The 22,501-nt window shown below is 61.1% G+C and carries 17 protein-coding genes; 7 read left to right on the forward strand and 10 right to left on the reverse strand.

All coding sequences use genetic code 11. The annotated features are described in order from the left end of the window. Complete coding sequence (locus CFR71_RS10730) at nucleotides 1-930, reverse strand: DMT family transporter (protein ID WP_110530954.1); 930 nt, start codon at nucleotides 928-930, stop codon at nucleotides 1-3. A 383-nt stretch (nucleotides 931-1,313) separates the two neighbouring features. Further along, nucleotides 1,314-1,565: a hypothetical protein gene (locus CFR71_RS10735; RefSeq protein WP_110530957.1), complete on the reverse strand. Its 252-nt coding sequence runs from the start codon at nucleotides 1,563-1,565 to the stop codon at nucleotides 1,314-1,316. A gap of 257 nt (nucleotides 1,566-1,822) precedes the next feature. Here CFR71_RS10735 and CFR71_RS10740 point away from each other — a divergent pair, with 257 nt between their 5' ends. Beyond that, complete coding sequence (locus tag CFR71_RS10740) at nucleotides 1,823-2,053, forward strand: hypothetical protein (protein ID WP_239020372.1); 231 nt, start codon at nucleotides 1,823-1,825, stop codon at nucleotides 2,051-2,053. Between the two features lie 36 nt (nucleotides 2,054-2,089). Here CFR71_RS10740 and CFR71_RS10745 read toward each other — a convergent pair whose 3' ends face one another. From CFR71_RS10745 to CFR71_RS10755, 3 genes are read right to left on the reverse strand one after another with little or no spacing between them, the layout of a single operon-like run. Further along, nucleotides 2,090-2,881: a GIN domain-containing protein gene (locus CFR71_RS10745; RefSeq protein ID WP_110530959.1), complete on the reverse strand. Its 792-nt coding sequence runs from the start codon at nucleotides 2,879-2,881 to the stop codon at nucleotides 2,090-2,092. Nucleotides 2,882-2,893: 12 nt separating this feature from the next. After that, nucleotides 2,894-3,469 carry a DUF1700 domain-containing protein gene (locus CFR71_RS10750; RefSeq protein WP_110530961.1) on the reverse strand — a complete coding sequence of 192 codons (576 nt, stop codon included), beginning with the start codon at nucleotides 3,467-3,469 and terminating at the stop codon, nucleotides 2,894-2,896. Beyond that, nucleotides 3,466-3,891 (reverse strand): PadR family transcriptional regulator, encoded by a 426-nt coding sequence (locus CFR71_RS10755; protein ID WP_110530962.1) that lies wholly within the window; start codon nucleotides 3,889-3,891, stop codon nucleotides 3,466-3,468. The genes CFR71_RS10750 and CFR71_RS10755 overlap by 4 nt, the downstream gene beginning before the upstream one ends. 369 nt (nucleotides 3,892-4,260) lie before the next feature. Between CFR71_RS10755 and CFR71_RS10760 the strand changes: the two genes are divergently transcribed. Both CFR71_RS10760 and CFR71_RS10765 read left to right on the forward strand, forming a co-directional pair. Then, complete coding sequence (locus tag CFR71_RS10760) at nucleotides 4,261-6,132, forward strand: esterase/lipase family protein (protein WP_239020373.1); 1,872 nt, start codon at nucleotides 4,261-4,263, stop codon at nucleotides 6,130-6,132. Continuing rightward, on the forward strand, nucleotides 6,129-7,157 hold the full coding sequence (locus CFR71_RS10765; protein ID WP_408891848.1) for an Lnb N-terminal periplasmic domain-containing protein: 1,029 nt from the start codon (nucleotides 6,129-6,131) through the stop codon (nucleotides 7,155-7,157). The genes CFR71_RS10760 and CFR71_RS10765 overlap by 4 nt, the downstream gene beginning before the upstream one ends. Nucleotides 7,158-7,188: 31 nt before the next feature. Here the strand turns inward: CFR71_RS10765 and CFR71_RS10770 are convergent, their stop codons facing one another. Next, entirely contained in the window at nucleotides 7,189-8,547 is a 1,359-nt protein-coding gene (locus CFR71_RS10770; RefSeq protein WP_110531016.1) for an amino acid permease, read from the reverse strand. Between the two features lie 398 nt (nucleotides 8,548-8,945). Here CFR71_RS10770 and CFR71_RS10775 point away from each other — a divergent pair, with 398 nt between their 5' ends. Next, nucleotides 8,946-9,638, forward strand: a complete 693-nt coding sequence (locus CFR71_RS10775) for a GntR family transcriptional regulator (RefSeq protein WP_110530963.1) — start codon at nucleotides 8,946-8,948, stop codon at nucleotides 9,636-9,638. Between the two features lie 391 nt (nucleotides 9,639-10,029). Beyond that, the gene (putA, locus tag CFR71_RS10780) at nucleotides 10,030-13,653 is read left to right on the forward strand and encodes a bifunctional proline dehydrogenase/L-glutamate gamma-semialdehyde dehydrogenase PutA (RefSeq protein ID WP_239020374.1); all 3,624 of its coding nucleotides are present in this window, start codon (nucleotides 10,030-10,032) and stop codon (nucleotides 13,651-13,653) included. Between the two features lie 102 nt (nucleotides 13,654-13,755). On the opposite strand, the gene CFR71_RS10785 is transcribed toward putA, so the two are convergent. From CFR71_RS10785 to CFR71_RS10800, 4 genes are all read right to left on the reverse strand, one after another. Next, entirely contained in the window at nucleotides 13,756-14,520 is a 765-nt protein-coding gene (locus tag CFR71_RS10785) for a DUF72 domain-containing protein (RefSeq protein ID WP_110531018.1), read from the reverse strand. An 86-nt stretch (nucleotides 14,521-14,606) separates the two neighbouring features. Further along, nucleotides 14,607-16,130, reverse strand: a complete 1,524-nt coding sequence (locus tag CFR71_RS10790) for a carbohydrate porin (protein WP_239020375.1) — start codon at nucleotides 16,128-16,130, stop codon at nucleotides 14,607-14,609. A 649-nt stretch (nucleotides 16,131-16,779) separates the two neighbouring features. Beyond that, nucleotides 16,780-18,375, reverse strand: coding sequence for a GMC family oxidoreductase (locus CFR71_RS10795; protein WP_165829250.1), 1,596 nt, complete (start codon nucleotides 18,373-18,375; stop codon nucleotides 16,780-16,782). Beyond that, nucleotides 18,372-19,871, reverse strand: coding sequence for an aldehyde dehydrogenase family protein (locus CFR71_RS10800; protein WP_110530967.1), 1,500 nt, complete (start codon nucleotides 19,869-19,871; stop codon nucleotides 18,372-18,374). The genes CFR71_RS10795 and CFR71_RS10800 overlap by 4 nt, the downstream gene beginning before the upstream one ends. 716 nt (nucleotides 19,872-20,587) lie before the next feature. Between CFR71_RS10800 and CFR71_RS10805 the strand changes: the two genes are divergently transcribed. Together CFR71_RS10805 and CFR71_RS10810 are read left to right on the forward strand one after the other, a co-directional pair. Beyond that, nucleotides 20,588-21,730 carry an acyl-CoA dehydrogenase family protein gene (locus CFR71_RS10805; protein WP_110530969.1) on the forward strand — a complete coding sequence of 381 codons (1,143 nt, stop codon included), beginning with the start codon at nucleotides 20,588-20,590 and terminating at the stop codon, nucleotides 21,728-21,730. Then, on the forward strand, nucleotides 21,727-22,494 hold the full coding sequence (locus tag CFR71_RS10810) for a 3-ketoacyl-ACP reductase (RefSeq protein WP_110530971.1): 768 nt from the start codon (nucleotides 21,727-21,729) through the stop codon (nucleotides 22,492-22,494). The genes CFR71_RS10805 and CFR71_RS10810 overlap by 4 nt, the downstream gene beginning before the upstream one ends. The last annotated feature ends 7 nt before the right edge of the window (nucleotides 22,495-22,501 follow it).

A 22,501-nucleotide genomic window follows, 5' to 3' on the forward strand; every position in this document is an offset into this window, starting at 1 on the left:
CTATGGCGAAGACGTGCCCTGCATGCGGTATCTGGCCGCGTGGCGTTCCCTCAGGGCCAGTTCCTCGTATTTGATACGCTGACGCATCCAGTTCAGCATGCCGGAAAAGGTCACGACCGTGATGCCCACGAAGGTCCAGCCATCAAGGGACTGGTGGAACAGGAAATAGCTGAAGGCCACGGCCCACAGCATCTGGCTGTACTGTGGAAGCGCGACGCGGTTGGCGGGCGCGCGCGCGGTCGCCATCATCATCAGAAGCTGCCCCAGCGCCGCCAGGAACCCGTAACCGAACAGAAAGAACCATGTTTTCAGCCCGTGGGGCCAGTGGGCATGGCCCAGCATCAGCAGCCCGTCGCCCACCAGGGGGCCGAAAAGGCTGGACCCGAACAGGGAAAGGCGCGGGGTGTTCGTTCCCGCCAGCCGGTAGGCGATCACCCCCACCGCGTTCGCCACCGCCGCGACCAGGGCGCACAGATGTCCAAGGTGAAGCGCGCGCATGCCCGGGCGCAGGACAATCAGGACCCCGATGAAACCCAGGATGACCGACGCCCATGCCCATGACGAAACCTTCTCCTTCAACAGGCTGACCGACAGGATGGTTACAAAAAGCGGCATGAGGAACATCAGCGACAGGGCTTCGGGCATGGGCAGGAGCATGAAGGCCTCCACGCTGGCGGCCGTCGCGACGAACGTGGCGATTGCCCGCACCAGCCACATGGCCGGACGCTGGGGGGAGAATATGTCCAGATAGGACTCATTCTTCTTGCGAATGAAGGGAATGATCAGGAAACCGAAGACGCCACCGGAAAATGCGACCTCAAAGGGATCAAGCTGGCCGGCCAGCAGCTTTGAATAGGCATCGCTGACTGAAAATGACGAATATGCCGCGAAAGCCAGCATCATACCCGAAGAGAGGAAGGCCATTTTCATCTGCTTCACCCACGTAATATTCCCAGACGGGAATTACGGGGAAGCATACTCCAGAACCAGTGCTGTCATGCAATCCCTGCCATGCAGGAAGGGGCCTCACGTCATCCGCCGTTTTCGGATTTCCGGGGGAAACATTCCCCAAACAACATATTGATAAAAAAGAATAAAACATCCAATCCATCGCCGGTTTCCAAAAAGGCGGCGCGTCTTGGGGCTTTTTTCAAAAAGCTTCAGTGGAAACCGCATCATGATCGCGGGAGATTTCGTGCGCGATTTCTGAAATGCTCTTCAAGACAATCAGGATATATGGATGCTGATAATAATAACCCCTGCCATCCGCGAAAGGATGGCAGGGGCATGACAGGCCATATCCTGACGACAGGTCAGTCCGCGGACTTGCGACCGAAAATGTAACTCGCCACCGAGGCCGCCGCCAGTATCAGCAGCCCGTAAACCTTGCACGACGTCGGGATCTTGTTTTCATGAAGCGTGACTTCGCCCTTCAGTCCGGCAAGGTGTTCCGAAATCTGCTTGTGCAGGTCGGCCTTATGCTGATGGAGGGATTTTTCCAGGTGCTTCGTGATGTCCTGAAGGTCTTCCGGGCTCAGTTTCCGTAGGTTTTCAGCAGCGCTCATGGTCCAGTTGATCCTGTTCTTGCTCGTTCGGTTCGCCCGTGGATTTATCGGGCGTCATTTCCGATATTGGTCCTCCCTGACAGGATTTCAAGAAGCCCGCACCCGGTCATGGCCTGTCGATGCGACCGGATTTTTCCCCCGGTCCGGACGCGACCGGGTGGCCCGCATGGGGAAAAGGCGCGATACGGTCTGGATAACAGGGGACGAACCCGCTAGAAACGGCGGGGTCAGGATCCGCAGACAGACGAGGCGATGCAGTGTTACAGAAACTCCAGCAGATCAACGACGATCGTTCACTGATGGTGAATGTCGGGGTGTGCTTCTGCGTGATTGTCATGATGGGGTTGGGAAACCTGTTCTGCCGTTTCGTGCTGCATACCGACATGACCTATCTGATGCCATGGCTGCTGGCTGGCGTGGTCGCGTATTTCTTTGTCCCGTGCCTTGTCCTGTGGATCGCGACAGGCAGGCCGCCCGGGAAATCATGAAGGCACCTGATTTCCCGGTAACAGCCTGATGCCACGCTACATGGAGATTTTCTCGTCATCTTCCTGATCGGATGGTGGGGGGAGGGGACGCGACGTGTCGACATGCGCGGGCTTGCCGGCGGGCGGGACGGAAACGGAACCGATGCCGTCAATCTGCTTGCTCAGCGATGCCGGCGCCCGCGTCAGCTTGACCGAACCCGCCCCGTCGATCGAAACGCTGGCATGGCCTGTCGGGCCTGCCTTGACCGATCCCGCGCCATCGATGGAGGCATCCAGATCCGTCATCTCCATGGCCGTAAGGTCAATGGAACCCGCGCCATCCAGTGACAGCTTGACATTGTCGGCCCGTCCGTTCCCCTTGACGCTGGCGGCGCCATTGACCTCCAGCGTAAGGGTGGGCTGATGGTAATCGCGTAAATAAAGCGATCCAAAACCATTGAATTTCAGGGTATCGAGTTCCGGCGCCGTGACGGTAACGGTCAGTTTCCTGTTGTGCCAGCCGAAATTGATATTATGGGCCAGACTGTTGTTGATGCCCAGGCTGTCCCCATCCAGCGTGACGGCACGCACCATGCGTTCCGATCCCGCGACGGTGATGCTGCTGAGCGGTCCCTGCTGATAGACCACGCGCGCCGGCAGGTCGATCTCCAGCACATGCCCGCCCTGCCACGGCAGGACGCGGGTCGCGGCGGGCGGGGTGGTATCGTCGTCCGCCGCGTCAAACGTCAGGAACGGGAAACCCGTCGGCGCGCGGGACGATGCGACACCGAAACATGCAAGTGAAAGGGCGGCCCCGCCCACTGCGATCATTGTAATACCGCGGATCATGACTGTAATTCCTTACGATCTGGCAGGAAGGGAGGGGGCTATCAGTCGGTAGTGCGCGCGACCGTAGCGGACGAGGAGATTGACCACCCCAATGGTGAAGAGAACACACATCGCCATGAGCGACGCGCCGCCACTTGCCGTCCCCAGGCTGACCAGCATGCTCTGGAGCCAGTCGCCGCCAAAGGGGGCGATGTTGATGATTGCCAGCGGCAGGAGAAGGCTGCCAACCAGGCAGCAGGCAATCCCGACAAGGAAGAATGCCAGGTCCAGCGCGGCCAGCGCCAGCAGGACCGGCAGCACGATCAGAAGGTCGAGGGCGGCCAGGCCGAATACCCCCACGATAGCGCCCAGCGCGTTCGTCAGGCTTCGCTCGTCCTCCCATCGGCGCAGCCCCGTTTCGGCCCGCAATTCACGGGCCAGTCGCACCGGGTCGCCCAGGCCGGCGGCAATGTCGCTGTCGGAGCGGCCCTGTGCCTGTCCTTCGTCAAAATGTGCTTCGTACTCAGAAAGAATATCATCAGCCACATGGCGCGGCAGGCCCTTCAGGCCGGCGCGCAACTGGTCAAGGAACATCTGTCTGCTGTTCATGGCCGTATGTTCCCGGTGTTTTTCTGCACGGTGAGCGAGGTGGCCCCACTCGTGTCTGCGGGTGAAGAAGAAGAAGACGGTTCAGTGGTCGTGCCGGATGCGGTTGGCGCGTCAAGGATGGCGGACACCGCGCGGGTAAAGGTGGTCCATGCCGTGCGCTGCGCGCGCAGGCTGTCATGCCCCTTTTCCGTCAGGGCATAGTATTTTCGCGGCGGGCCGGACGATGATTCCACAAAATACGTGGAAACAAGTCCATCTTTCTGCATCCGCCGCATAAGGGGATAGATGGTGCCTTCGCCCATCTCTATCGCCTCGGACAGTCGGCTTGCGATGTCGTAGCCGTAGGAATCGGCCTGCGACAGCAGGGCCAGCACGCACAGCTCCAGCACGCCTTTCTTGAATTGGACAAGGTTTGGTTCCACGGCCTTTCCAGTTTTCAGACCGTTCGCACACCCTTTTCAGGGGTATCCGATTCCGGTTCATAAGCATCCATAGACAGCTACCTTATAACCATAGGAACAATGCATTGCAAGGTAGCTGTTTTAAACTTTATGCCTTCAGATCAACTCGTTGAAATAAAATGGTATTTTTGCGGAATTCATGTTCGACCCCGATTCCATTCCCTGATGGGGCTGCTCCGTGATTGATCCTTCAGGGCACCGCGCCATGACATGGGATGCATGCGGGGCTTTCCCATGGGGCGGGCAGATGCTTAATCTGCGGTGATGAAACCGGTTCCCAAAGGTTGTTCCTCCATTCGCCGCCTGCGCAGGGCAGGAATGAGCGTCCCTATGCTGATGCTGGCCGGCCTGGCGGCATGCGCCGGGCCTGTCAGCGTGCGGCAGGTCTCTCTCGTGCAAAGCTATCGCGACACGTCGCGCAGCGCGCTGCTGGGCCATGGGCTGAGCAACGATACGCGGATCGTCCTGCGTCGGCATGGCCTGACGACGGACCACCCCGATCGCGCCATTGCCGCCCTGCGTGCGCAGGCGCGGGCGGATGATGAACTGGCCGACATATTGTTCGCGCTGTCGGAACTCAGCTACCGGCAGGGGCTGCGTCACCACAGGGCGGAAGATTTCCTTGCCGCCGCGATTTACGCCTATGCCTTTCTCCAGCCGGGGCAGGGGGATGGGCCCAGCGCGTATGATCCACGCTTCCGGCAGGCCGCCGACCTCTACAACCTCGGGCTGACGGCGGCTTTTCCCGCGCCTGTCGCCATTGCCACGCAAAGCCGCGCCCTGCCGTTCGGGGATATCGCGCTGACCGCCGATCCGACGCAGCTGCGCTGGCATGGCCGCGTGCTGGAGGGGTTCCGTCCCACGGCCACGCTGGCCGTCCATGGCATCGGCAATGTCTATCGCACCCCCGGACTTGGCGAGGCCCTGACGGCGCGCGGGCGTCCCGAAGGCGGCGCGCCCGATGCGAAAGAAGGCAGCCACCTGTTCGATGTTTCCAGCCGCATGCGCGTTCCCGCCAGCATGCTGCTGGAAATGGACGACCCGCGCGGGCAGGTGCTGACCGGTCATCTGCAGGGACGGCTGCTGCTGCGTGTCATGGATGACAGCACCGTGGATGGCGTCCTTGCCCCCGCCGCGTATGACCAGACCGCCGCGCGTGCCCTGAGCCTGCGGGAGACGGCGTTATGGACCAAGGAATATCGCGGTTTTTTCGACGGCACCACCTATGACGGGACGCAGCCGCGGCTGGTGGCCATGACGCCGCACCGGCCGGGGAACATGCCGGTGGTGTTCATCCACGGCACGGCGTCCAGCCCGTACCGCTGGGCCGGCATGGTCAATGACCTGCTGGAAAACCCGAAAATCCGCGATCACTTCGATTTCTGGTTCTTTTCCTATGCCACCAGCAATCCCATCCCGTATTCGGCATGGCAACTGCGCCGGGCGATTACACAGGCGGTCGACAGCTTGGGCGGGGTCAGGGCGGATCCGGCGCTGGGACACATCACGCTGGTGGGACATAGCCAGGGCGGCCTGCTGGCGCGCATGCTGGTCATCAATCCCGGCGACAGGCTGTGGGATGGCACGGCGGGGCGCCCCCTTTCAACCTTCCGGCTGGACGGGCGCACCCGGCAGCTGATTGAGGAAACGATGTTCCCCAAACCCATGCCGGAAATCCAGCGCGTGGTCTTTATCGCGACGCCCCAGCACGGCAGCTATCTTGCCGGAATGTCGCTGGCGCAGATGGTCGGGGGAATGGCGAGCCTGCCCCTGCGGGTCAGCGAAACGGCGCGTGAAATCGTAACCGGCGCCGGGGACAGCACGCATCCCGACAACCGGGTGCCGCGACTGGGCAGTGTATATGCCATGTCCCCGCGCAGCCCGTTCATGCGCACGCTGCCCACCATTCCCATCGTGCCGGGCGTGCATACCCATTCCATCATCCCGGTCTGTGGCACGGGAAATCCGCTGTCGCGCGCCGATGACGGGGTGGTCTCCTATGCCAGCGCCCACATTCCGGGGGTGGATTCCGAACTTGTGGTCCGTCATTCGGAACATTCCACGCAATCCAATCCCTTCACGATCGCGGAGGTGCAGCGCATCCTCCTGCTCCAGCTGGCGCAAAACCCGATGGATACCGGCCCGGCCCGGCCTGCCGTCGCCCGGCCTGCTCCGGCACGACCTGTCATGGCCACGCGATGACCGGCTTGCGCGCGATGCGCTGGCGGCGGGCGGGCATATGGTGCGGGCGTGTGGCATGGGGAATGCTTGGCCTGCTTGGGGCGGCGGCGCTGTATTATTCCACGCTCCAGCCCGATATGCTCAGGCTGGGGTTGTCTGTCGCATTCCCGCTGCTGATGTGCGCGGCGGCATGGGTGCGGCCCGCCCGGTGGGGACATGCCTTCAGGGCGGTCCTCGTCCTTGGGCTTACGGGATGGTACGTGACGGACCCGCCGCGCAATGACCGCATATGGGCGCAGGAATATGCCATCCCCGCCGATGCCTGGCGGGAGGGGAATGACATCCATGTGCGGCATGTGCGCAATTTCCGCTATCATACCCCCACCAGCTATATCCCCGCATGGTATGACGCCACCTATCGGCTGGACGGGTTGCAGAGCGTCGATCTTGTCACCTCGTACTGGGCGGGGGACGCGATCGCGCACGTATTCCTCAGCTTCGGCTTTTCGGATGGGCGGCATCTGGCGATTTCCATCGAAACGCGGCGTCAGGCACGCTTTGCCTATTCCACGATCGCCGGGTTTTTCCATCATTACGAACTGTTCTACGTCACGGCGGACGAGCGCGACCTGATCGGGGTGCGGACCGATATCCGGCATGAACGCGTCTATCTCTACCGGCTGAACCTGTCGCCGGAGGTGAGGGAACATCTGTTCCTGAGCTATGTAAACGCGATCCATGACCTGATCGGCCATCCGCAATGGTACAATACCCTGACGGATAACTGTACCACCGGCATCCTTGCCCGCGCCGGGGCGCGCCTGCGCTATCGGCTGGACTGGCGCGTGATCCTGAGCGGACATACCGCCGCGATGGCGTATGACATGGACCTTCTGGGGCCTTATGACCGCGCCCGCCTTCCCGATTTCAGTGCCCTGCATGCGGCCAGCAGGATCATCCGTCCGCCAGATGCCACGCTGGGGCCGGATTATTCACGTGACATCAGGGCGCACCTTCCACCCCCCGAAGGTCCGGCACAGCCCTGACGCAGGGCGGGGCGGGGAAGAGATGTCCCCGTTACAGGCATCCCGCCTGCGTGCCCGCCCGTGCCCGCTGCTGGCGGCGCATCACCATCCGCCACCCATCGAACAGGCATACGAAGAACACGCCGGTCATGAGGCTTGCCAGGGCGGTCATGCGCTCCGTCGGGTCAAGCAGCATCGCCACGAAAACGATGCCGATGCCGCCGATGCTCAGATACCCCTGCCAGTTGCGACCGGCGGCATCCTCCCCGCGCATCAGCAGGAGGTAGCTGAACGCGATCATCATGTACACCAGCAGGATTACCCCGCCGCTACAGCTCAGCAGGAAGGAAAAAAGCAGGTTGGGCGACAGGACCGAACACAGTGCCACAACCAGTCCGGCAAGCGCGCTGGCACCAAGGGCAAGCCGTGGCGCGCCCTGCCGGGAGCGCAGGGCCAGCACGGCGGGCGCGTTCCCGCCACGCGCCAGTTCCGAAAGGATGCGCGACGTGATGTAGAGGCTGGAATTGAGGCACGACAGGATCGCGCTGAAGACCACCAGTTGCATGATCGTGGCGGCCCCCGGCACGCCCATGACCGTCATGGCGGCCACGAAGGGCGATTTTCCCGGCACCACATGGTCCCATGGCACAATGGCGAGCACCAGCATGACGGACGCCAGATAGAAGATGGTGACCCTGACGCCGATGCTGCGCGTCACGCGGGCGACGCCTGCCTGCGGGTTCGCGGATTCCGCCGCCGCGACCGTCGCCACCTCCGACCCGATCATGCTGAACATGATTGTCGGGATCACCGCCAGCACGACGGCAATGCCGTTGGGGGCCAGCCCCCCATGCCCCAGATAGTTCGCCCCGACCGCCAGACGCGGGCCGAACAGGTGCAGCACAAATCCCATGCCCAGTATGACAAACAGGAGGATGCTGGCGACCTTCGTCAGGGAAAGCCAGAATTCACACTCCCCGAACACATCGACGGCACACAGGTTGATCGCCACCAGCCCGAGGATGATCCCGATGGCGAGCATGTATGGCGGCAGTCCGGTCCAGTCCTGCACAAGCAGGCCGCCGGCAATCGCCTCGCTCCCCATCGCCACGACCCAGAAAAACCAGTACATCCAGCCCGCGACAAATCCCCACCTGTTGCCGTATGCCGCGCGGATATATTCGACGAACGATCCCCGTCCCGGCTGGCGCATCACCATTTCGCCCAGCATCCGCATGACCACCATGACAAGGCCGCCACACAGGACATAGGCCAGCAGGACGGCCGGCCCCGCGATGGCGATGGCGGAACTGCTGCCGACAAACAGGCCGGCCCCGACCACGCCCCCCAGGGCGATCATGGCGATATGGCGGTTTTTCAGCGTATGGCCGGAAACGGTATCGCGCGTCATCAGGCATCCTTCGTGGGTCACGCGACGATGACAGGCGACCCACGCCTTTTCCCGCCCGCGATGGCGCAAAGGGGCGTCGTGTCATGTCCTCGTTACGGGAACGCTATCAGCTTGCGTGGCATCTGTCCAAAACCGTAACGTAATTCCCCTGATGACGACTGATGTTTCCGCATGGCGACGCTGTCGCGTGCGGGGCCTTGCGTGCGTGGCAAATTCTTTGACCCTGCGTGGCGATGTATAATATGATCCGCACGATTTTATACGCCATGCCCAGATGTCGTGCCGTGCGCGTGCTGGACAGCCATCATAACCCGGCCCAACCCTGATTCCGGCGGGTTTTGCGGCACGGGGCTGGCGTCGGTTCATGATCGGCACAGCGCCTGCCGGGGAAAGAGCATATGCTGCCATCCTGCATCTTTGATGTGGAAACCGACCAGAAACGTGGCGCCGCGTCCCTGGTGGTGGGGGAGGCGCTGCGTAACGCCATCCTGACGGGCCAGCTGCCAGCGGGCCAGGCATTGCCGCAATCCGAACTGGCGGGTGGATTTGGCACCAGCATCATTCCGGTAAGGGAGGCGCTGAAACGGCTGGAGGCCGAGGGACTGGTGGCCTTCATGCCCAACCGGGGTGCGATGGTCACCGGGATGAGCGAACAGGATATCGTCGAATATTCCGAAATACGCGCCTCGCTGGAGGAAATGGCGGCGCGTCATGCCGTCAGCCACATGTCGCGCATGGACCTAGCCCGGGTGGAGGACGCATATGACGCCTTTGTCGAAGGGGCGGCCAACGCAACCAGCAGGCATGATTCAGGCGACCTGAACCGGGCCTTTCACAACGCCATCTATGTCGCGGCGCGACGCCCGCGGCTGCTTGAGATGATTGATGACCTGCATGTAAGGCTCAATCGCTACATCCGCAGTCACCTTGAGCTTGAGGGGCGAAAGCTCGTCACCGACAGGGAGCATGAAGGGATCATGCAGGCCTGTCGCCGGCGCGATGCTGAGGAGGTCGCCCGCCTGACGCGCCAGCATATCCTTGAGGCTGCCGATATTTCGGTGAAGGTCATCCGCGAACGGGCGCAGGGCTGAAGGATTCCCGGATGTCCTGACGGAACGATGCCCGTTTCGTCCCGGTAAAACCACGATCGGGTTTTCGCACGAAACCTTCACCAGACATCCTGCGTATCCGGTAAAGAAGTTTTTGGTGAAGCTTTTTGCAAAAAGCTTCAGGGACTGTCGCCGTCGCGCAGGAAGGCCGTCCCCGAAAATATTTATTATTATCAAAGACCTGAATCGAAAAACCTTTCACATCCGCCGGCTGCTTTCATCTGCTGGTCGCGATGATGGGGGCGAAAAATATGCTATGAATTTTCAAATCATATAATATCCTGACATTCTTATATCATTCGGGCGCCATTCCTGCCCCCATCATCTGTCTGGAATCTTTATCGTGCTGTTTTTTAAAGATTTTTCTGGCCCAGTGGAGCCTGCGTCCCCTCTGCGGCAACGGATAACCGATGCACTTCGCCGCCCCGAAGGCGAATGTATCGCCGCACTGACCCCGGCCGCGACACTGGCCCCGGACGAAGCCACGCAGGTCACGGCCCTTGCGACGCGCCTGACCGAAGGGCTGCGCCGCAACCGCCGTCCGGGCGGGGTCGAGGCGCTGGTGCAGGAATTCTCCCTTTCCTCGGCCGAAGGCGTGGCGCTCATGTGTCTGGCGGAGGCGCTGCTGCGCATTCCGGACAACGCCACGCGGGATGCGCTGATCCGTGACAAGATCGGGTCGGGCGACTGGATGGCGCACATTTCGCGCGACCGTCCCCTGTTCGCCAATGCCGCCGCATGGGGCATGCTGGTGACGGGGCGCCTGACGCAGGCCGCCGGGCATGATCCCGCCGGCCTTGCGGATACGCTCGGGGCGCTGGTGGCGCGTGGCGCGGAACCCATCATCCGCAGGGCCGTGGACGTGGCGATGCGGATGATGGGCGAACAGTTCGTCGTGGGCGAGACGATCGGGGCCGCCCTGAAGGCCAGCGAGAAGCTGGAAGCCAGGGGTTTCCGCTATTCCTATGACATGCTGGGGGAGGCGGCGCTGACGGCGCGCGACGCCGAACGTTACCGGCAGGATTACGTGACCGCCATCCATGCCATCGGCCGGAACGCGCGCGGGGCGAATGTTTATGAACGTCCCGGCATCTCCATCAAGCTGTCGGCGCTGCACCCACGGTACAGCCGCGCCCAGCGGGAGCGCGTGATGACGGAGCTCCTGCCCGTGGTGATCGAACTGACCGTGCTGGCACGGCAGTATGACATCGGCCTCAATATCGATGCGGAGGAAAGCGAACGTCTGGAACTGTCGCTCGACCTGCTGGAGGGGCTGTGTCGGGAACCGGCGCTGCAGGGCTGGAACGGTATCGGTTTCGTGGTGCAGGCCTATGGCCGGCGCGCGCCAATGGTGCTGGATTTCATAATCGACCTGGCGCGCCGCACCGGACATCGCCTGATGGTGCGCCTTGTGAAGGGCGCTTACTGGGACAGCGAGATCAAGAAAGCCCAGATCGACGGCGTGAAGGACTTTCCGGTCTATACCCGCAAGGTGCATACCGACATCAGCTATGTCGCGTGCGCGCGCAGGTTGCTGGATGCGCGCGACGTGATCTTTCCACAGTTCGCCACCCATAATGCCCGCACCCTTGCCACCATTTACACATTGGCAGGCAAGGAATTCCAGGTCGGTTCCTATGAATTCCAGTGCCTGCACGGCATGGGCGAACCCCTGTATGGGGAGGTCGTGGGGCCGGAGCATCTGAACCGTCCCGCCCGCATCTACGCTCCTGTCGGGACCCATGAAACGTTGCTGGCCTACCTGGTGCGGCGCCTGCTGGAAAACGGGGCGAATTCTTCCTTTGTCAACCAGATCGGGGATGAACGGGTTCCCGTCTCCACGCTGGTGGCGGACCCGGTGGTGATTGCCCACGCCATCGTCCCGTATGGCAGCCCCAATCCCGCGATTGCCGCCCCCCCGGACATGTTCGCGCCAGCCCGGCGCAATTCCGCCGGGCTGGACCTCAATGACGAAAACAGCCTCGCGGCGCTGGGCACGGGGCTGGCGGCGTCGGCCGCGCAATGGACGTGTGGGCCGATGCTTGCCGTGCCGGTCCCGGCGGGACAGGCACGCGACATCCGCAATCCGGCCGACCGGCGTGACAGGGTGGGCACATGGACGCCCGCCGACCCGGCCGTCATTCCCGCCGTCGTGGACAGCGCGTCAAGGGGGGCTGCGACGTGGGCGGCCCGGTCCGCGGCCGCGCGCGCCGAGATGCTGGAACGGGCAGCCGACCTGATGGAGGCGCGACGCGACGCGCTGCTTGGCCTGATCGTGCGTGAAGCGGGGAAATCCTTTCCCAACGCGATTGCCGAAATTCGGGAGGCCGTCGATTTCCTGCGTTATTACGCGGCGCAGATCCGCGATGGTTTCGACGGCGCCACGCATGTACCGCTGGGGGTGGTCGCGTGTATCAGCCCGTGGAACTTCCCGCTGGCGATCTTCATCGGGCAGGTGGCCGCGGCCCTTGCCGCCGGGAACAGCGTCATCGCCAAACCGGCGGAGGAAACGCCCCTGATCGCAGCACAGGCCGTCGCCATCATGCATGAGGCGGGCGTGCCCGTCGATGTGCTGCAACTGCTGCCCGGCGATGGCGACGTGGGGGCGGCGCTGGTCGGGGCGGCGCAGGTCGCGGGCGTGATGTTCACCGGCTCGACAATGGTGGCGCAGTCGATCAACCGCCAGCTTTGCGGACGTCGTGGCCCTGCGGGCCAGCCCGTGCCGCTGATTGCCGAAACGGGCGGCCAGAACGCCATGATCGTCGATTCCTCCGCCCTGGCCGAACAGGTCGTCACCGATGTCGTCGCTTCCGCCTTCGACAGCGCGGGGCAGAGATGTTCGGCCCTGCGCATCCTGTGCGTGCAGGAGGACTGTGCCGATCATGTGCTGACCATGCTGCGTGGCGCGATGCGGGAACTGCGGCTGGGCAATCCCGCCATGCTGTCCACCGATATCGGTCCGGTCATCACGCCGGACGCCGCCGATGGAATACGCAGCCATATCAACGCCCTGCGGGGCAGGGGGGCACCGGTCTTTTCCGTGCCCGTGCCGGGGGACTGCGATCAGGGCAGCTTCGTGCCCCCGACCCTGATCGGGATTGATTCCATTTCGGATCTGGGGCCGGAAGTATTCGGCCCCGTCCTGCATGTGCTGCGCTATCGTCGGGAAACACTGGACAGGGTGATCGATGACATCAATGCACTGGGCTATGGCCTGACGGGGGGACTGCATACCCGCATCGATTCCACGGTCCGGCATGTCACCCGGCGGCTGAACGCGGGGAACCTGTATGTCAACCGCAATACGATCGGTGCCGTGGTGGGGGTGCAGCCTTTTGGCGGGCGGGGCCTGTCGGGTACCGGGCCGAAGGCTGGTGGCCCGCTGATCCTGCGTCGCCTTGTGGCGCGGTGTCCCGCTTTCGACAGCCTGCCGGGCATGAAAGCAGGTAAAACGCCCGCCTTCATGCAGACATGGCATGACTGGCTTCTGGGGCAGGGGCATGGCGATATCGCCCGTCATGTCGCTGGCATGATGCAAACGTCCCTGATCGGTGCGGAAATGAAACTTCCCGGCCCGGTCGGGGAGGAGAATATCTATCGCCTGATGCCGCGTGGCAACGTGCTGTGCGTGGGGGGCGGAACGCGCGAGGCGCTGCTGAAGGCAGTGTCACTGGCCCTTTCGGGTGGCAATACGGCATTCGTTGCGGGAACGCAGGCGGAGACGGCATGGCTGTCAGCACTTCCCCCACAGATCGCAACGCGGGTCCGTCATGTCCCCGATATCCACCAGCAGACCTGTGCCGTGGTGATCGGGACGCAGGATGACGGGAATTTTCAGGAAATCACGCGTGGCCTTGCCCAGGGCACGGGCGCGATTGCCCCTGTCTTCCTCATGAACGATGACGGGCCGGGGCGTGAGTTCCTGATGGAAGAGCAGTGCTGCAGCACGAATACGGCGGCGGCAGGCGGCAATGCCAGCCTGATGTCTGTCGGGTAAGCCAGGAAACAGGGCATCCGGTCAAAAGGATGCCCTGAGAAGATGCTCTGAGAGGATGCTTTGGCGGGCATGGATGATTGCGACCTCCATGCCTGTCCCGGATTACGGTTGCCGGGAACGGGACGATTGATTTCCGGAACTGTCCCGGACGACCGCATCCATCAGTTCAAGTGCATTCCGCATGGCGGCGCCAAAGGTGGTGTTGTCATAAATCGTCCAGACATCGACGCCGCGCGCGTCAAGCGAAGTGACGACTTGCGCATGGGCTTCGATGGCTTCCTTCCCATACGCTGATTCATACATGCGCGGGGATCCGTGCAGCCGGAAATAGGCAAGGCCGCTCCAGCCTCCCGGCTGTGCCGCTGGCGGCGGCCTGGCCGGGTCTGCCGCCACCCGCGATACCTGCTGCCTTTGCAGCATGTGATCGACCGCCGGCTGGAACCAGCTGGCATGCCGTGGTTCCAGGACAACAGCGCCAGGGATCGCGGCCTTCAGTTCACCAAGGAAACGTTCGGCGACATCACCGGGGTAGGCAAAGCCTGGCGGGAGCTGGACGAGGATGGGGCCACGTCTGTCACCCAGGCCATCGGTTTCCTCGGCAAAGCGGGCAATGAGCGCGCCGCAATCGATCAGGCGGCGTTCATGCGTGATTGCCTTTGGCAGCTTGACGGAAAAGCGGAACCCGGCCGGCACGCTTGCGGCCCAGCGTTCATAGGTGGCGCGCCGGTGCGGTCGGTAAAAGCTGCTGTTGATTTCAACCGCCGGGAACCGGGCGCCATAACGTTCAAGATGCGTGCCGGTCGTGGGAAAACGCCCGGCAAGCGCGGAAGGGATCGACCAGCCGGCAACGCCGACGCGAATGGACAGGACCGCTTCCTCCTGTGACGTATGTTGATAAATGACGCCATTTTCGAAAGGAACGGTCAAATTTTCACCCAAAGCGCGCATGCCGGTCAGAATGTAATGCCTGTCTCAAGATCAACGATGAGCGGATTGCGGTAGCGGTTGGTTCCCCCCGTGCTCCAGATATACTGCGCACCCGGCCGGATCAGGAGCCATGGGGTCGGCCGCCAGCCATAGTTCAGCTCGATGGCGGGTTCGCCGGATGGTTTGTATATGTCGGTTGCGCCAGTGGCCTGTATGTCGCGCACCCAGTTTGTCAGCTTGCGGTTGACCCAGAGCATTTTCATGCCAAAGCTGACGGTATCGTTGGGACGGTCCGGGAACGTTCCCTTCCGGGTGATGCCCGCATCCACGAAATAGGGCGCAACGGACGTGCGGGGATCGCCCCATGTGAAGGAAGCGAAGAACGATGTGCCCCTGCGCGCATCATTGCTGTCACGTTCCAGCATCCGGTCGAACTGGAACCACCCGCCAAAACGTCCCCGCACATTGGCGACGGGCGCGACGGCAAGGTAGCGGGCGGCGATATCGAAGGTCCCCAGATGGGAATAGACATTCTTGACCTCTGACGTATCCCAGTAACCACCGATCTTGATATTGGTCTGGAGCGGGCCGGAATAATCGTCCTTGCCACCCCGATGCCAGACAAGCTGGAAGGGGATGAAGGTGCCGGTTGCACCATGGAGGTTCATTTTCCAGCCATTATGGGTATTGGCAATGGTCGGATCGACCGAATACACGCCAAACTGGATGGAATAATGATTGTTCCCCGCCGGATAAAACTTCACCCACGCACCCGGATGGGCCGTCGGGTAGTAACTGTAGCCGGAGTTGAAGGCAATCGACTGTGGCATGCCGCAGATCGCATTGCTCTGGAACTGGCAGTAATTGTTCATGCCCCAGTATATGGACCATGTCTCAAAGTCAGTCTCGGCATTTATTTCACCTACGTTTGTCGAGACATAACGGTTCCAGGGCATTTCCCATGCCAGCAGCGTCAGACGCACGGTGGGCGAGCCATAGATTTCCTGCGGGCTGTCCAGTGCGGGAAGTTTCTCGCCAAGTCCTTTGCCCGCGCGGGAGGTCACGGTGAAATGGAACAGACCCAGCTGCAGTCCCGTCAGCTTTTTGAGGTTGAAATCCACGTTGATGCCCACTTCATGGGCGTAACGGACATTCTTGGACGCGCCCCCCATCGGATTTCCAGCACTATCCTGGAAATAGTGCCCGGTTATCGTGACGCCTTTGTCAATCAGCCAGGTCCGCCTGCCGGCCCAGTTCCCGGTCATGGTATCCTGCGTCAGCCAGTCATGGAAACTGGCTGGGAAAAGGCTGTTTTCCGTCGTGTCGGACACAACGGCCGGCTCCCGCTCGCCCGCATGGAGGTTGACGACCGGCAACTGCGTGGGCTGGATGGTTTTCGTCGGGTTGGGGGCATAAAATCTGCGACGGTTATTTAATGAAGACGGCGTGGTCATCGCAGGTGGGGCATTTGTCTGCGTCTGGACCTGTGAAACGGTAACGGGATGTTCCTGGGCATGACTGTCGGGCGAATGGAAAAGAACTGTTGCCATGACAGAGGAAATCAGGACTGCGGTCCGTGCCCGCCTGCCGGCGGATGCCCTGGGCCGACAGGATGTCTGCGTCCTTGCATCATCCGGCCGCTTTGCATCATTCATGCCGGAAGGAGGGAGGTAGTCACGGTTTATCCATCGATATTCCGTAACATTCAGGGGGGCATGCGCATGAATGACGCGCGCTTTCGTTCCTGAAAGGAACTGCGGGGAAGGGAATTTCCGTTTCTCTTCCTGATAGATCTGGTGTCTCTGGTATGCCATTTTATCTCCACTTTTATTATTGTTCTGTGGGATATGGGATCAGCTTTGATGAGACGGGGACGGAACATATACATGCAACCGCATAGAGCAATGCACGACATGAAAGCCGCGCATTGCAATTTTTTGGAACGTAGCTGTATTTAAAAAGTAATTTTTCTGTTTATAGTATGGTTATTTGGATTTTACTGCATCGTGCGTATTTCACGAAGAAATTGAAATACGGCAATACTTTCCACAAAACATGCAGGTCTCACAGGCTGTCTGAAAACATGGAACTTGAGACATCATGAACATAACAAAGCGTTTTGTGGAAAGGACGTTTCAAAAATTACGGAATCAGAACCTTTTTAATCAACAGGTTGTTTTCAAGCGGTCTGTCAGGATATCACGCATTCCCACGTATAAGATCCGCCGCCCGTTCCGCTATCATGATGGTGGGCGCATTTGTATTGGACCCGATAAGGGAGGGCATGACCGAACTGTCGCAGATACGGATGCCATCCAGACCATGAACGCGTAAATCAGGATCAACGACGGAAATCGTGTCCCGCCCCATCTTGCACGTGCAGGTCGGGTGATACGATGTCCGGCCATGTTCACGCGCATAATCCTGCAACGTTTCCTGGGTTGGGGTATTTCCATTAAAAAAGCAGATTTTATCAATATATTTACGAAGGGAATGCTGATTGAACATATCAAGACTGAGCTTTATGCCTTCGCATGAAACACGCAGGTCATCCGGATCGGCAAGGAAGTTCGGATCGACAACCGGCTTGTCGGCCGGATTGGCCGAGCGCAGCTTTACGCTGCCGCGTGATTTCGGACGTAGCGTATAGCTGTTCAGCGTAATGCCCGACGTGCCTTTGGGCACGGAACTGACGCCTGCTTCCGCGCCCGCACCGGCAAGGAAATGGAATTGCAGGTCCGGGCAGGCGGCCCTGTGATCCGAGTACCAGAAGGCGCCGGCTTCCACCACGTTGGATGTTACGGGACCGGAATTGAACATGGCATATTGCAGACCGGCCCACAGCATCCAGTATTTTTTGTCATATTTGTTGAAACTGTCGTTATGTTTGAGCTGCGCTATGATATCGACCCCGAAATGGTCCTGCAGGTTTTCCCCCACCCCCGGCAGGTCCTGCACCACGCGTATGTTATGCTGCCGCAGGTGGGATCCCGGCCCGACGCCCGACAGCATCAGCAGCTTGGGCGTGCCGATGGCCCCGGATGTCACGATGATTTCCTGTTCGGCCAGCAGGGTATGCGTCCGGCCCCGCACGGCGTACTCGACGCCCGTGGCGCGGGTGCCGGTAAACAGAATGCGAAGCACCAGGGCATTGGTGATGACATGCAGGTTCTTGCGCTTCAGGGCCGGGCGCAGGTACCCCCGCACCGTGGAGCAGCGACGGTTATCGCGGATCGTCATCTGGTAAATGCCGGCCCCTTCCTGCGTCGGGCCGTTGAAATCGGGATTGTACGGAATGCCCATTTCCTGGCAGCTCTGCACGAAGGCGCGGCTGACCGGATGGGGCGTGGACAGGTTGGAAACGCCAAGCGGCCCGTCCGTTCCGTGCCATGAACCCGCAAGGAACGTATTTCCTTCGGAACGCAGCAGGTATTTCTGGACATCCTTGAACCCCCAGCCTTCCGCGCCTTCCTCCACCCAGCGGTCGTAATCGGAAGGATGGCCCCGGGTATAGACCTCGGCATTGATGGAGGATCCACCCCCCAGAACCTTGGCCTGCACGTAGGGTATCTTGCGATTGTTGGCGTGTTTTTGCGGTACGGTCGTCAGTCCCCATGTCAACGGCCCTGTCGTCATCTTGGCAAAGCCGATGGGCATGTGAATGAGGGGATTGGTATCGCGCTGGCCTGCTTCGATCAGGCATACCCGGGCGCAGGGATTGTCGGACAGAAGGGTGGCGAGAACGCATCCGGCCGATCCGCCCCCCACGACGATGTAATCAAATCCCTGCATCATGATGAAATCCAGTGCGAACGTTCGCCAGTATCGATATGGACGGATTTGGCCTGGGTATATTCCTCAACCCCCAGCAGTCCGGTTTCCCGGCCCCAGCCCGACTGCTTGAAGCCACCTGTCGGCGTTTCCGGTCCACCTGCCATGATGGTGTTGACCCAGAAACGCCCGGCCCGCACGCGCCGCGTAACACCCAACGCGTGATTGATGTTGCGCGACCAGACCGAGGCCGCCAGTCCATAGACCGTGTCATTCGCCATCGCGATGGCTTCATCCACAGTGTCGAAATGGAAAGATGACAGGACCGGACCGAATATTTCCTCCCGCGCGATGGTCATTGACGGTGTTACGCCTGAAAACAGCGTCGGCGCGATAAAGCGTCCGCCGCCGCACTGCAGGGCGCTGCCCCCGACCACGACCCTGGCACCTTCCGCCTTGCCCCTGGCGATGTAGTTGAGGATCGTGTCGTTCTGTGCGGCCGTGGTGATGGCGCCGACCTGCGTCTGCGGGTCGAAGGGGTCGCCGACGCGGATTTTCTTCATCTTTTCGGCCAGAAGATGCTCGAACCTTTCCGCAACCGAACGTTCGACGATCAGACGGCTGGAGGAGACGCAGCATTGTCCGGTATTGAAACTGATGCCAAAGGCCACCCCGTCCGCCGCATCCTCAAGATTGGCGTCGGCAAACACGATGATGGGGTTCTTGCCCCCCAGTTCCAGTCCCAGTTTCTTGAGGTTGCTGTCGGCTGACGCCCGCACGCATGAGCGCCCCACGGCGGTGGATCCGGTAAATGACAGCATGTCCACGTCCGGATGTTCCGTCAGCGCCCGGCCGATGCTGCTTCCGGTGCCGGTCACCACGTTATAGACGCCAGCAGGCAGCCCTGCCCCGGCAAGGATGTCCGCAAGGATCAGCGTCGTGGCACTTGTCATTTCCGAGGGCTTGACCACCAGCGTGCAGCCTGATGCCAGGATGAACGGCACCCGTTCGCACAGGATCAGGAAGGGAAAATTCCACGGCGTGATCAGTCCCACGACCCCGACCGGTTCACGCAGAACCATGCCGAACAGGCTGTCGCCAAGATTGTTGAAGCTTTCACCATGCAAAAGCCGCGCGGCCCCCGCCGCCGTTTCGAAACAGGCGATGCAGTGGTCGATTTCGCCCCGTGCCTGGGAAATCGGCTTGCCGTTTTCAAGCACTTCCCACGTGGCGATTTCCTCACGATGCTGGCGTATCCCTTCGGCCGCCCGCAGCAGCACGGCGGCACGTGCCCCACCCGCAAGGCCGGCCCACCGCCGGTCTTCGAATGCTTCGCGCGCGGCGGCGACGGCATCATTGACATCTTCTGGCGTGCAGCGGGACGTGCGTGTGACCGGTATGTCATGGCTGGGGGAATTGCGCTCGAACAGGTCGCGGTCCCCACGCCATTCACCATTGATGAAGAAACCGAATTCGCGCGGGGTTTTGGGTAATGCGGTCCCGTGTCTCGTTTCGTGCATTGACGGCCTCTCTGTTATTATGATCCGCCCATTCCGTTCATGGCGGATGGATGATCCGTGACCTGAAACAACCTGTCCCGAAGTTGGGTAAAAAGCGCCCGGACTGCATGAACGAAATGGAAATACAGTCGTTGCATGAAGTGCTTCATGTAATGCCGCAGGAGGGACGACGCCGTTTCAGGAACAGGCGCGCGCGGACACCTGAATGCCGGCGCGGCGCGATGGATTTTCCCCGGGAATTACACGAAGGCGTTCGTGCCTGCATGTCGCCTGTCGTGAAGCGGGAAAAACGATCATTGGTCGATGTCCTGTATTTTTTATTCTTGATTTGTGTCTGGTCGCATCCGGGCGACCGCACGTATTTTTTCTTGGGACGACATCATCCAGATGCACCATCTGGTTACGTATGTGATAGAGCGTCGTGCCGACAGGGTTAATTCATATTTATGTGATATATTGGGGGAATAAGGAAAATAATCCCACCCTTGGAACGGGCGGGTCCGGCATATCTGCCAGAATATGGCCCGCAGAAGGCGGAAAAGGTCGGTTGGGGAAAATATTTTCCCAGACCCGGGCACGCGAAGTACACCGTCGTGTGATTATAATCGTTGTAAAATAAAAGAACATTCACGAAATTCGCCATTCTTTGTCCTTGCCCTTCGGATGTGAAAGATATATGTAACCAGTTAGTTCATATAAGAGCAGGAAATGCCGGAATGTATCTGAACGACACCCAGGAACAGGTGCGCGACATGGCCCGGGCCTTCGCGGATGAGGTCATCCGCCCGGCTGCCGAGGCGCTGGATCGCGAAGAACGCTTCCCCTTGGAAATATATGACGAAATGGCCAAGGTCGGGCTGTTCGGAATCGGCGTTCCGGAAGAGCTGGGCGGTCCCGGTTTCGACACGCTGACCTATGCCGTCGTGATGGAGGAACTGTCGCGCGGATATGCCAGCGTCGCCGATCAGTGCGGGCTGGTTGAACTGATTTCCACATTGCTGGTCCGCCATGGCACGACTGCCCAGCAGAAGATGCTGCCCGAAGTCATAAGCATGCAGCGCAAGGTCGCCTACTGCATTACCGAGGCGGAGGCCGGCACGGATGTCTCGGGCATCCGCACCACTGCGGTAAGGGATGGCGATGGCTGGATCATCAATGGCGGCAAGTTGTGGATCCACAACGCGCCGGTCGCCGATACCGGCTTCGTCCTTGCCCGCACGGACAGGGAAGCGGGCAACCGGGGCATGTCGATCTTCATTGTCGACCTTCATGCCCGCGGTGTGGAGCGCGGACCCAAGGAACACAAGATGGGACAGCGCGCCAGCCAGGTCGGTGGCCTTACCTTTTCCGACGTGCGCCTTGGCCCCGATGCCCTGCTGGGGGAGGTCGGGCGCGGGTTCCATATGATGATGAGCGTGCTGGACAAGGGACGCGTCGGCATCGCCGCCCTTGCGGTCGGCATCGCCCAGGCGGGGCTGGAGGCAGCCGTTGATTATGCCGGCACGCGCAAGCAGTTCGGCAAGCAGATATCCGAGTTCCAGGGCGTGCAGTGGCTGCTGGCGGACATGGCAAAGGATATCGAGGCCGCGCGGCTGCTGGTGCATTCCGCCGCGGTCAAGATCGACAGGGGGCATGACGCCACGCGGTCCTGTTCCATGGCCAAGTGCTTTGCCGGTGACATGGCGGTGGCCCGGACGGCCGATGCCGTGCAGGTCTTTGGCGGGTCGGGATACATTCGCGGTTTCGAGGTGGAGCGCCTGTACCGCGATGCCAAGATTACCCAGATCTATGAAGGCACCAACCAGATCCAGCGCATGATCATCGCGCGCGAACTGATGAAAAAAGGCGCGCGCGCATGAGACAGGTGGCGCTGGTGACCGGCTCTTCGCGCGGGATCGGCCTTGCGGCGGCGCAGGCCCTGGCGCAGGCCGGTTTCGGGGTGGCGATCAACGGGCCGGTGGAAGATGACGAACTGCATGGCGCCATCGGCCAGATGCAGGCGCTTGGCGCCCCGGTCATGGCGGCGGCCTTCGATGTCAGCGATGTCGCCTCCCATGCCGCAAACCTGGCCCTGATAGAGGAGCGGCTGGGACCGCTGACGACGCTGGTCAACAATGCCGGCGTGGGGGTGCTGCAGCGTGGTGACCTGCTGGATGTGACTGAGGCCAGCTGGGATCGCTGCCTTGCGGTCAACGCGCGTGCGCTTTTCTTCCTTTCGCAGGCGTTCGCGCGCCGTCTTCTGGCGCGTGAACGCAATGCCGGCCTGTTCCATTCCATTATCAATGTCACGTCCTCCAACGCCATGGCGGTGGCCGTGCAGCGGGCGGAATACTGTGCCTCCAAGGCAGCGGCGGCCATGGTGTCGAAGGCGTTCGCCGTCAGGCTCGGGTCTGAAAACATCGCCGTCTATGACGTGCAGCCCGGGCTGGTCGCGACCGACATGACCGCCCCGGTCATCGAAACGTACCGCAGGCGCGCCGCCGACGGCCTGACCCTGCTGCCGCGCGTCGGCACGCCAGAGGACATGGGCCATATCATCGCCGTCCTTGCCAGCGGCGGACTTCCCTATACGACCGGGCAGGTCATTTCGGCGGATGCCGGCATGCTTGTGCCCCGTTTCTGAGAAGAAC

It is taken from the genome of Novacetimonas pomaceti, assembly GCF_003207955.1.
Lineage (GTDB): Bacteria > Pseudomonadota > Alphaproteobacteria > Acetobacterales > Acetobacteraceae > Novacetimonas > Novacetimonas pomaceti.

Coding starts and splice junctions, on each gene's coding strand:
- CFR71_RS10750 (WP_110530961.1), bottom strand. CDS start 3,469: ATGAACAGCAGACAGATGTTCCTTGACCAGTTGCGCGCCGGCCTGAAG.
- CFR71_RS10775 (WP_110530963.1), top strand. CDS start 8,946: ATGCTGCCATCCTGCATCTTTGATGTGGAAACCGACCAGAAACGTGGC.
- CFR71_RS10810 (WP_110530971.1), top strand. CDS start 21,727: ATGAGACAGGTGGCGCTGGTGACCGGCTCTTCGCGCGGGATCGGCCTT.
- CFR71_RS10805 (WP_110530969.1), top strand. CDS start 20,588: ATGTATCTGAACGACACCCAGGAACAGGTGCGCGACATGGCCCGGGCC.
- CFR71_RS10795 (WP_165829250.1), bottom strand. CDS start 18,375: ATGATGCAGGGATTTGATTACATCGTCGTGGGGGGCGGATCGGCCGGA.
- CFR71_RS10800 (WP_110530967.1), bottom strand. CDS start 19,871: ATGCACGAAACGAGACACGGGACCGCATTACCCAAAACCCCGCGCGAA.
- CFR71_RS10765 (WP_408891848.1), top strand. CDS start 6,129: ATGACCGGCTTGCGCGCGATGCGCTGGCGGCGGGCGGGCATATGGTGC.
- CFR71_RS10730 (WP_110530954.1), bottom strand. CDS start 930: ATGAAAATGGCCTTCCTCTCTTCGGGTATGATGCTGGCTTTCGCGGCA.
- CFR71_RS10790 (WP_239020375.1), bottom strand. CDS start 16,130: ATGGCAACAGTTCTTTTCCATTCGCCCGACAGTCATGCCCAGGAACAT.
- CFR71_RS10770 (WP_110531016.1), bottom strand. CDS start 8,547: ATGACGCGCGATACCGTTTCCGGCCATACGCTGAAAAACCGCCATATC.
- CFR71_RS10735 (WP_110530957.1), bottom strand. CDS start 1,565: ATGAGCGCTGCTGAAAACCTACGGAAACTGAGCCCGGAAGACCTTCAG.
- CFR71_RS10745 (WP_110530959.1), bottom strand. CDS start 2,881: ATGATCCGCGGTATTACAATGATCGCAGTGGGCGGGGCCGCCCTTTCA.
- CFR71_RS10760 (WP_239020373.1), top strand. CDS start 4,261: ATGCTGATGCTGGCCGGCCTGGCGGCATGCGCCGGGCCTGTCAGCGTG.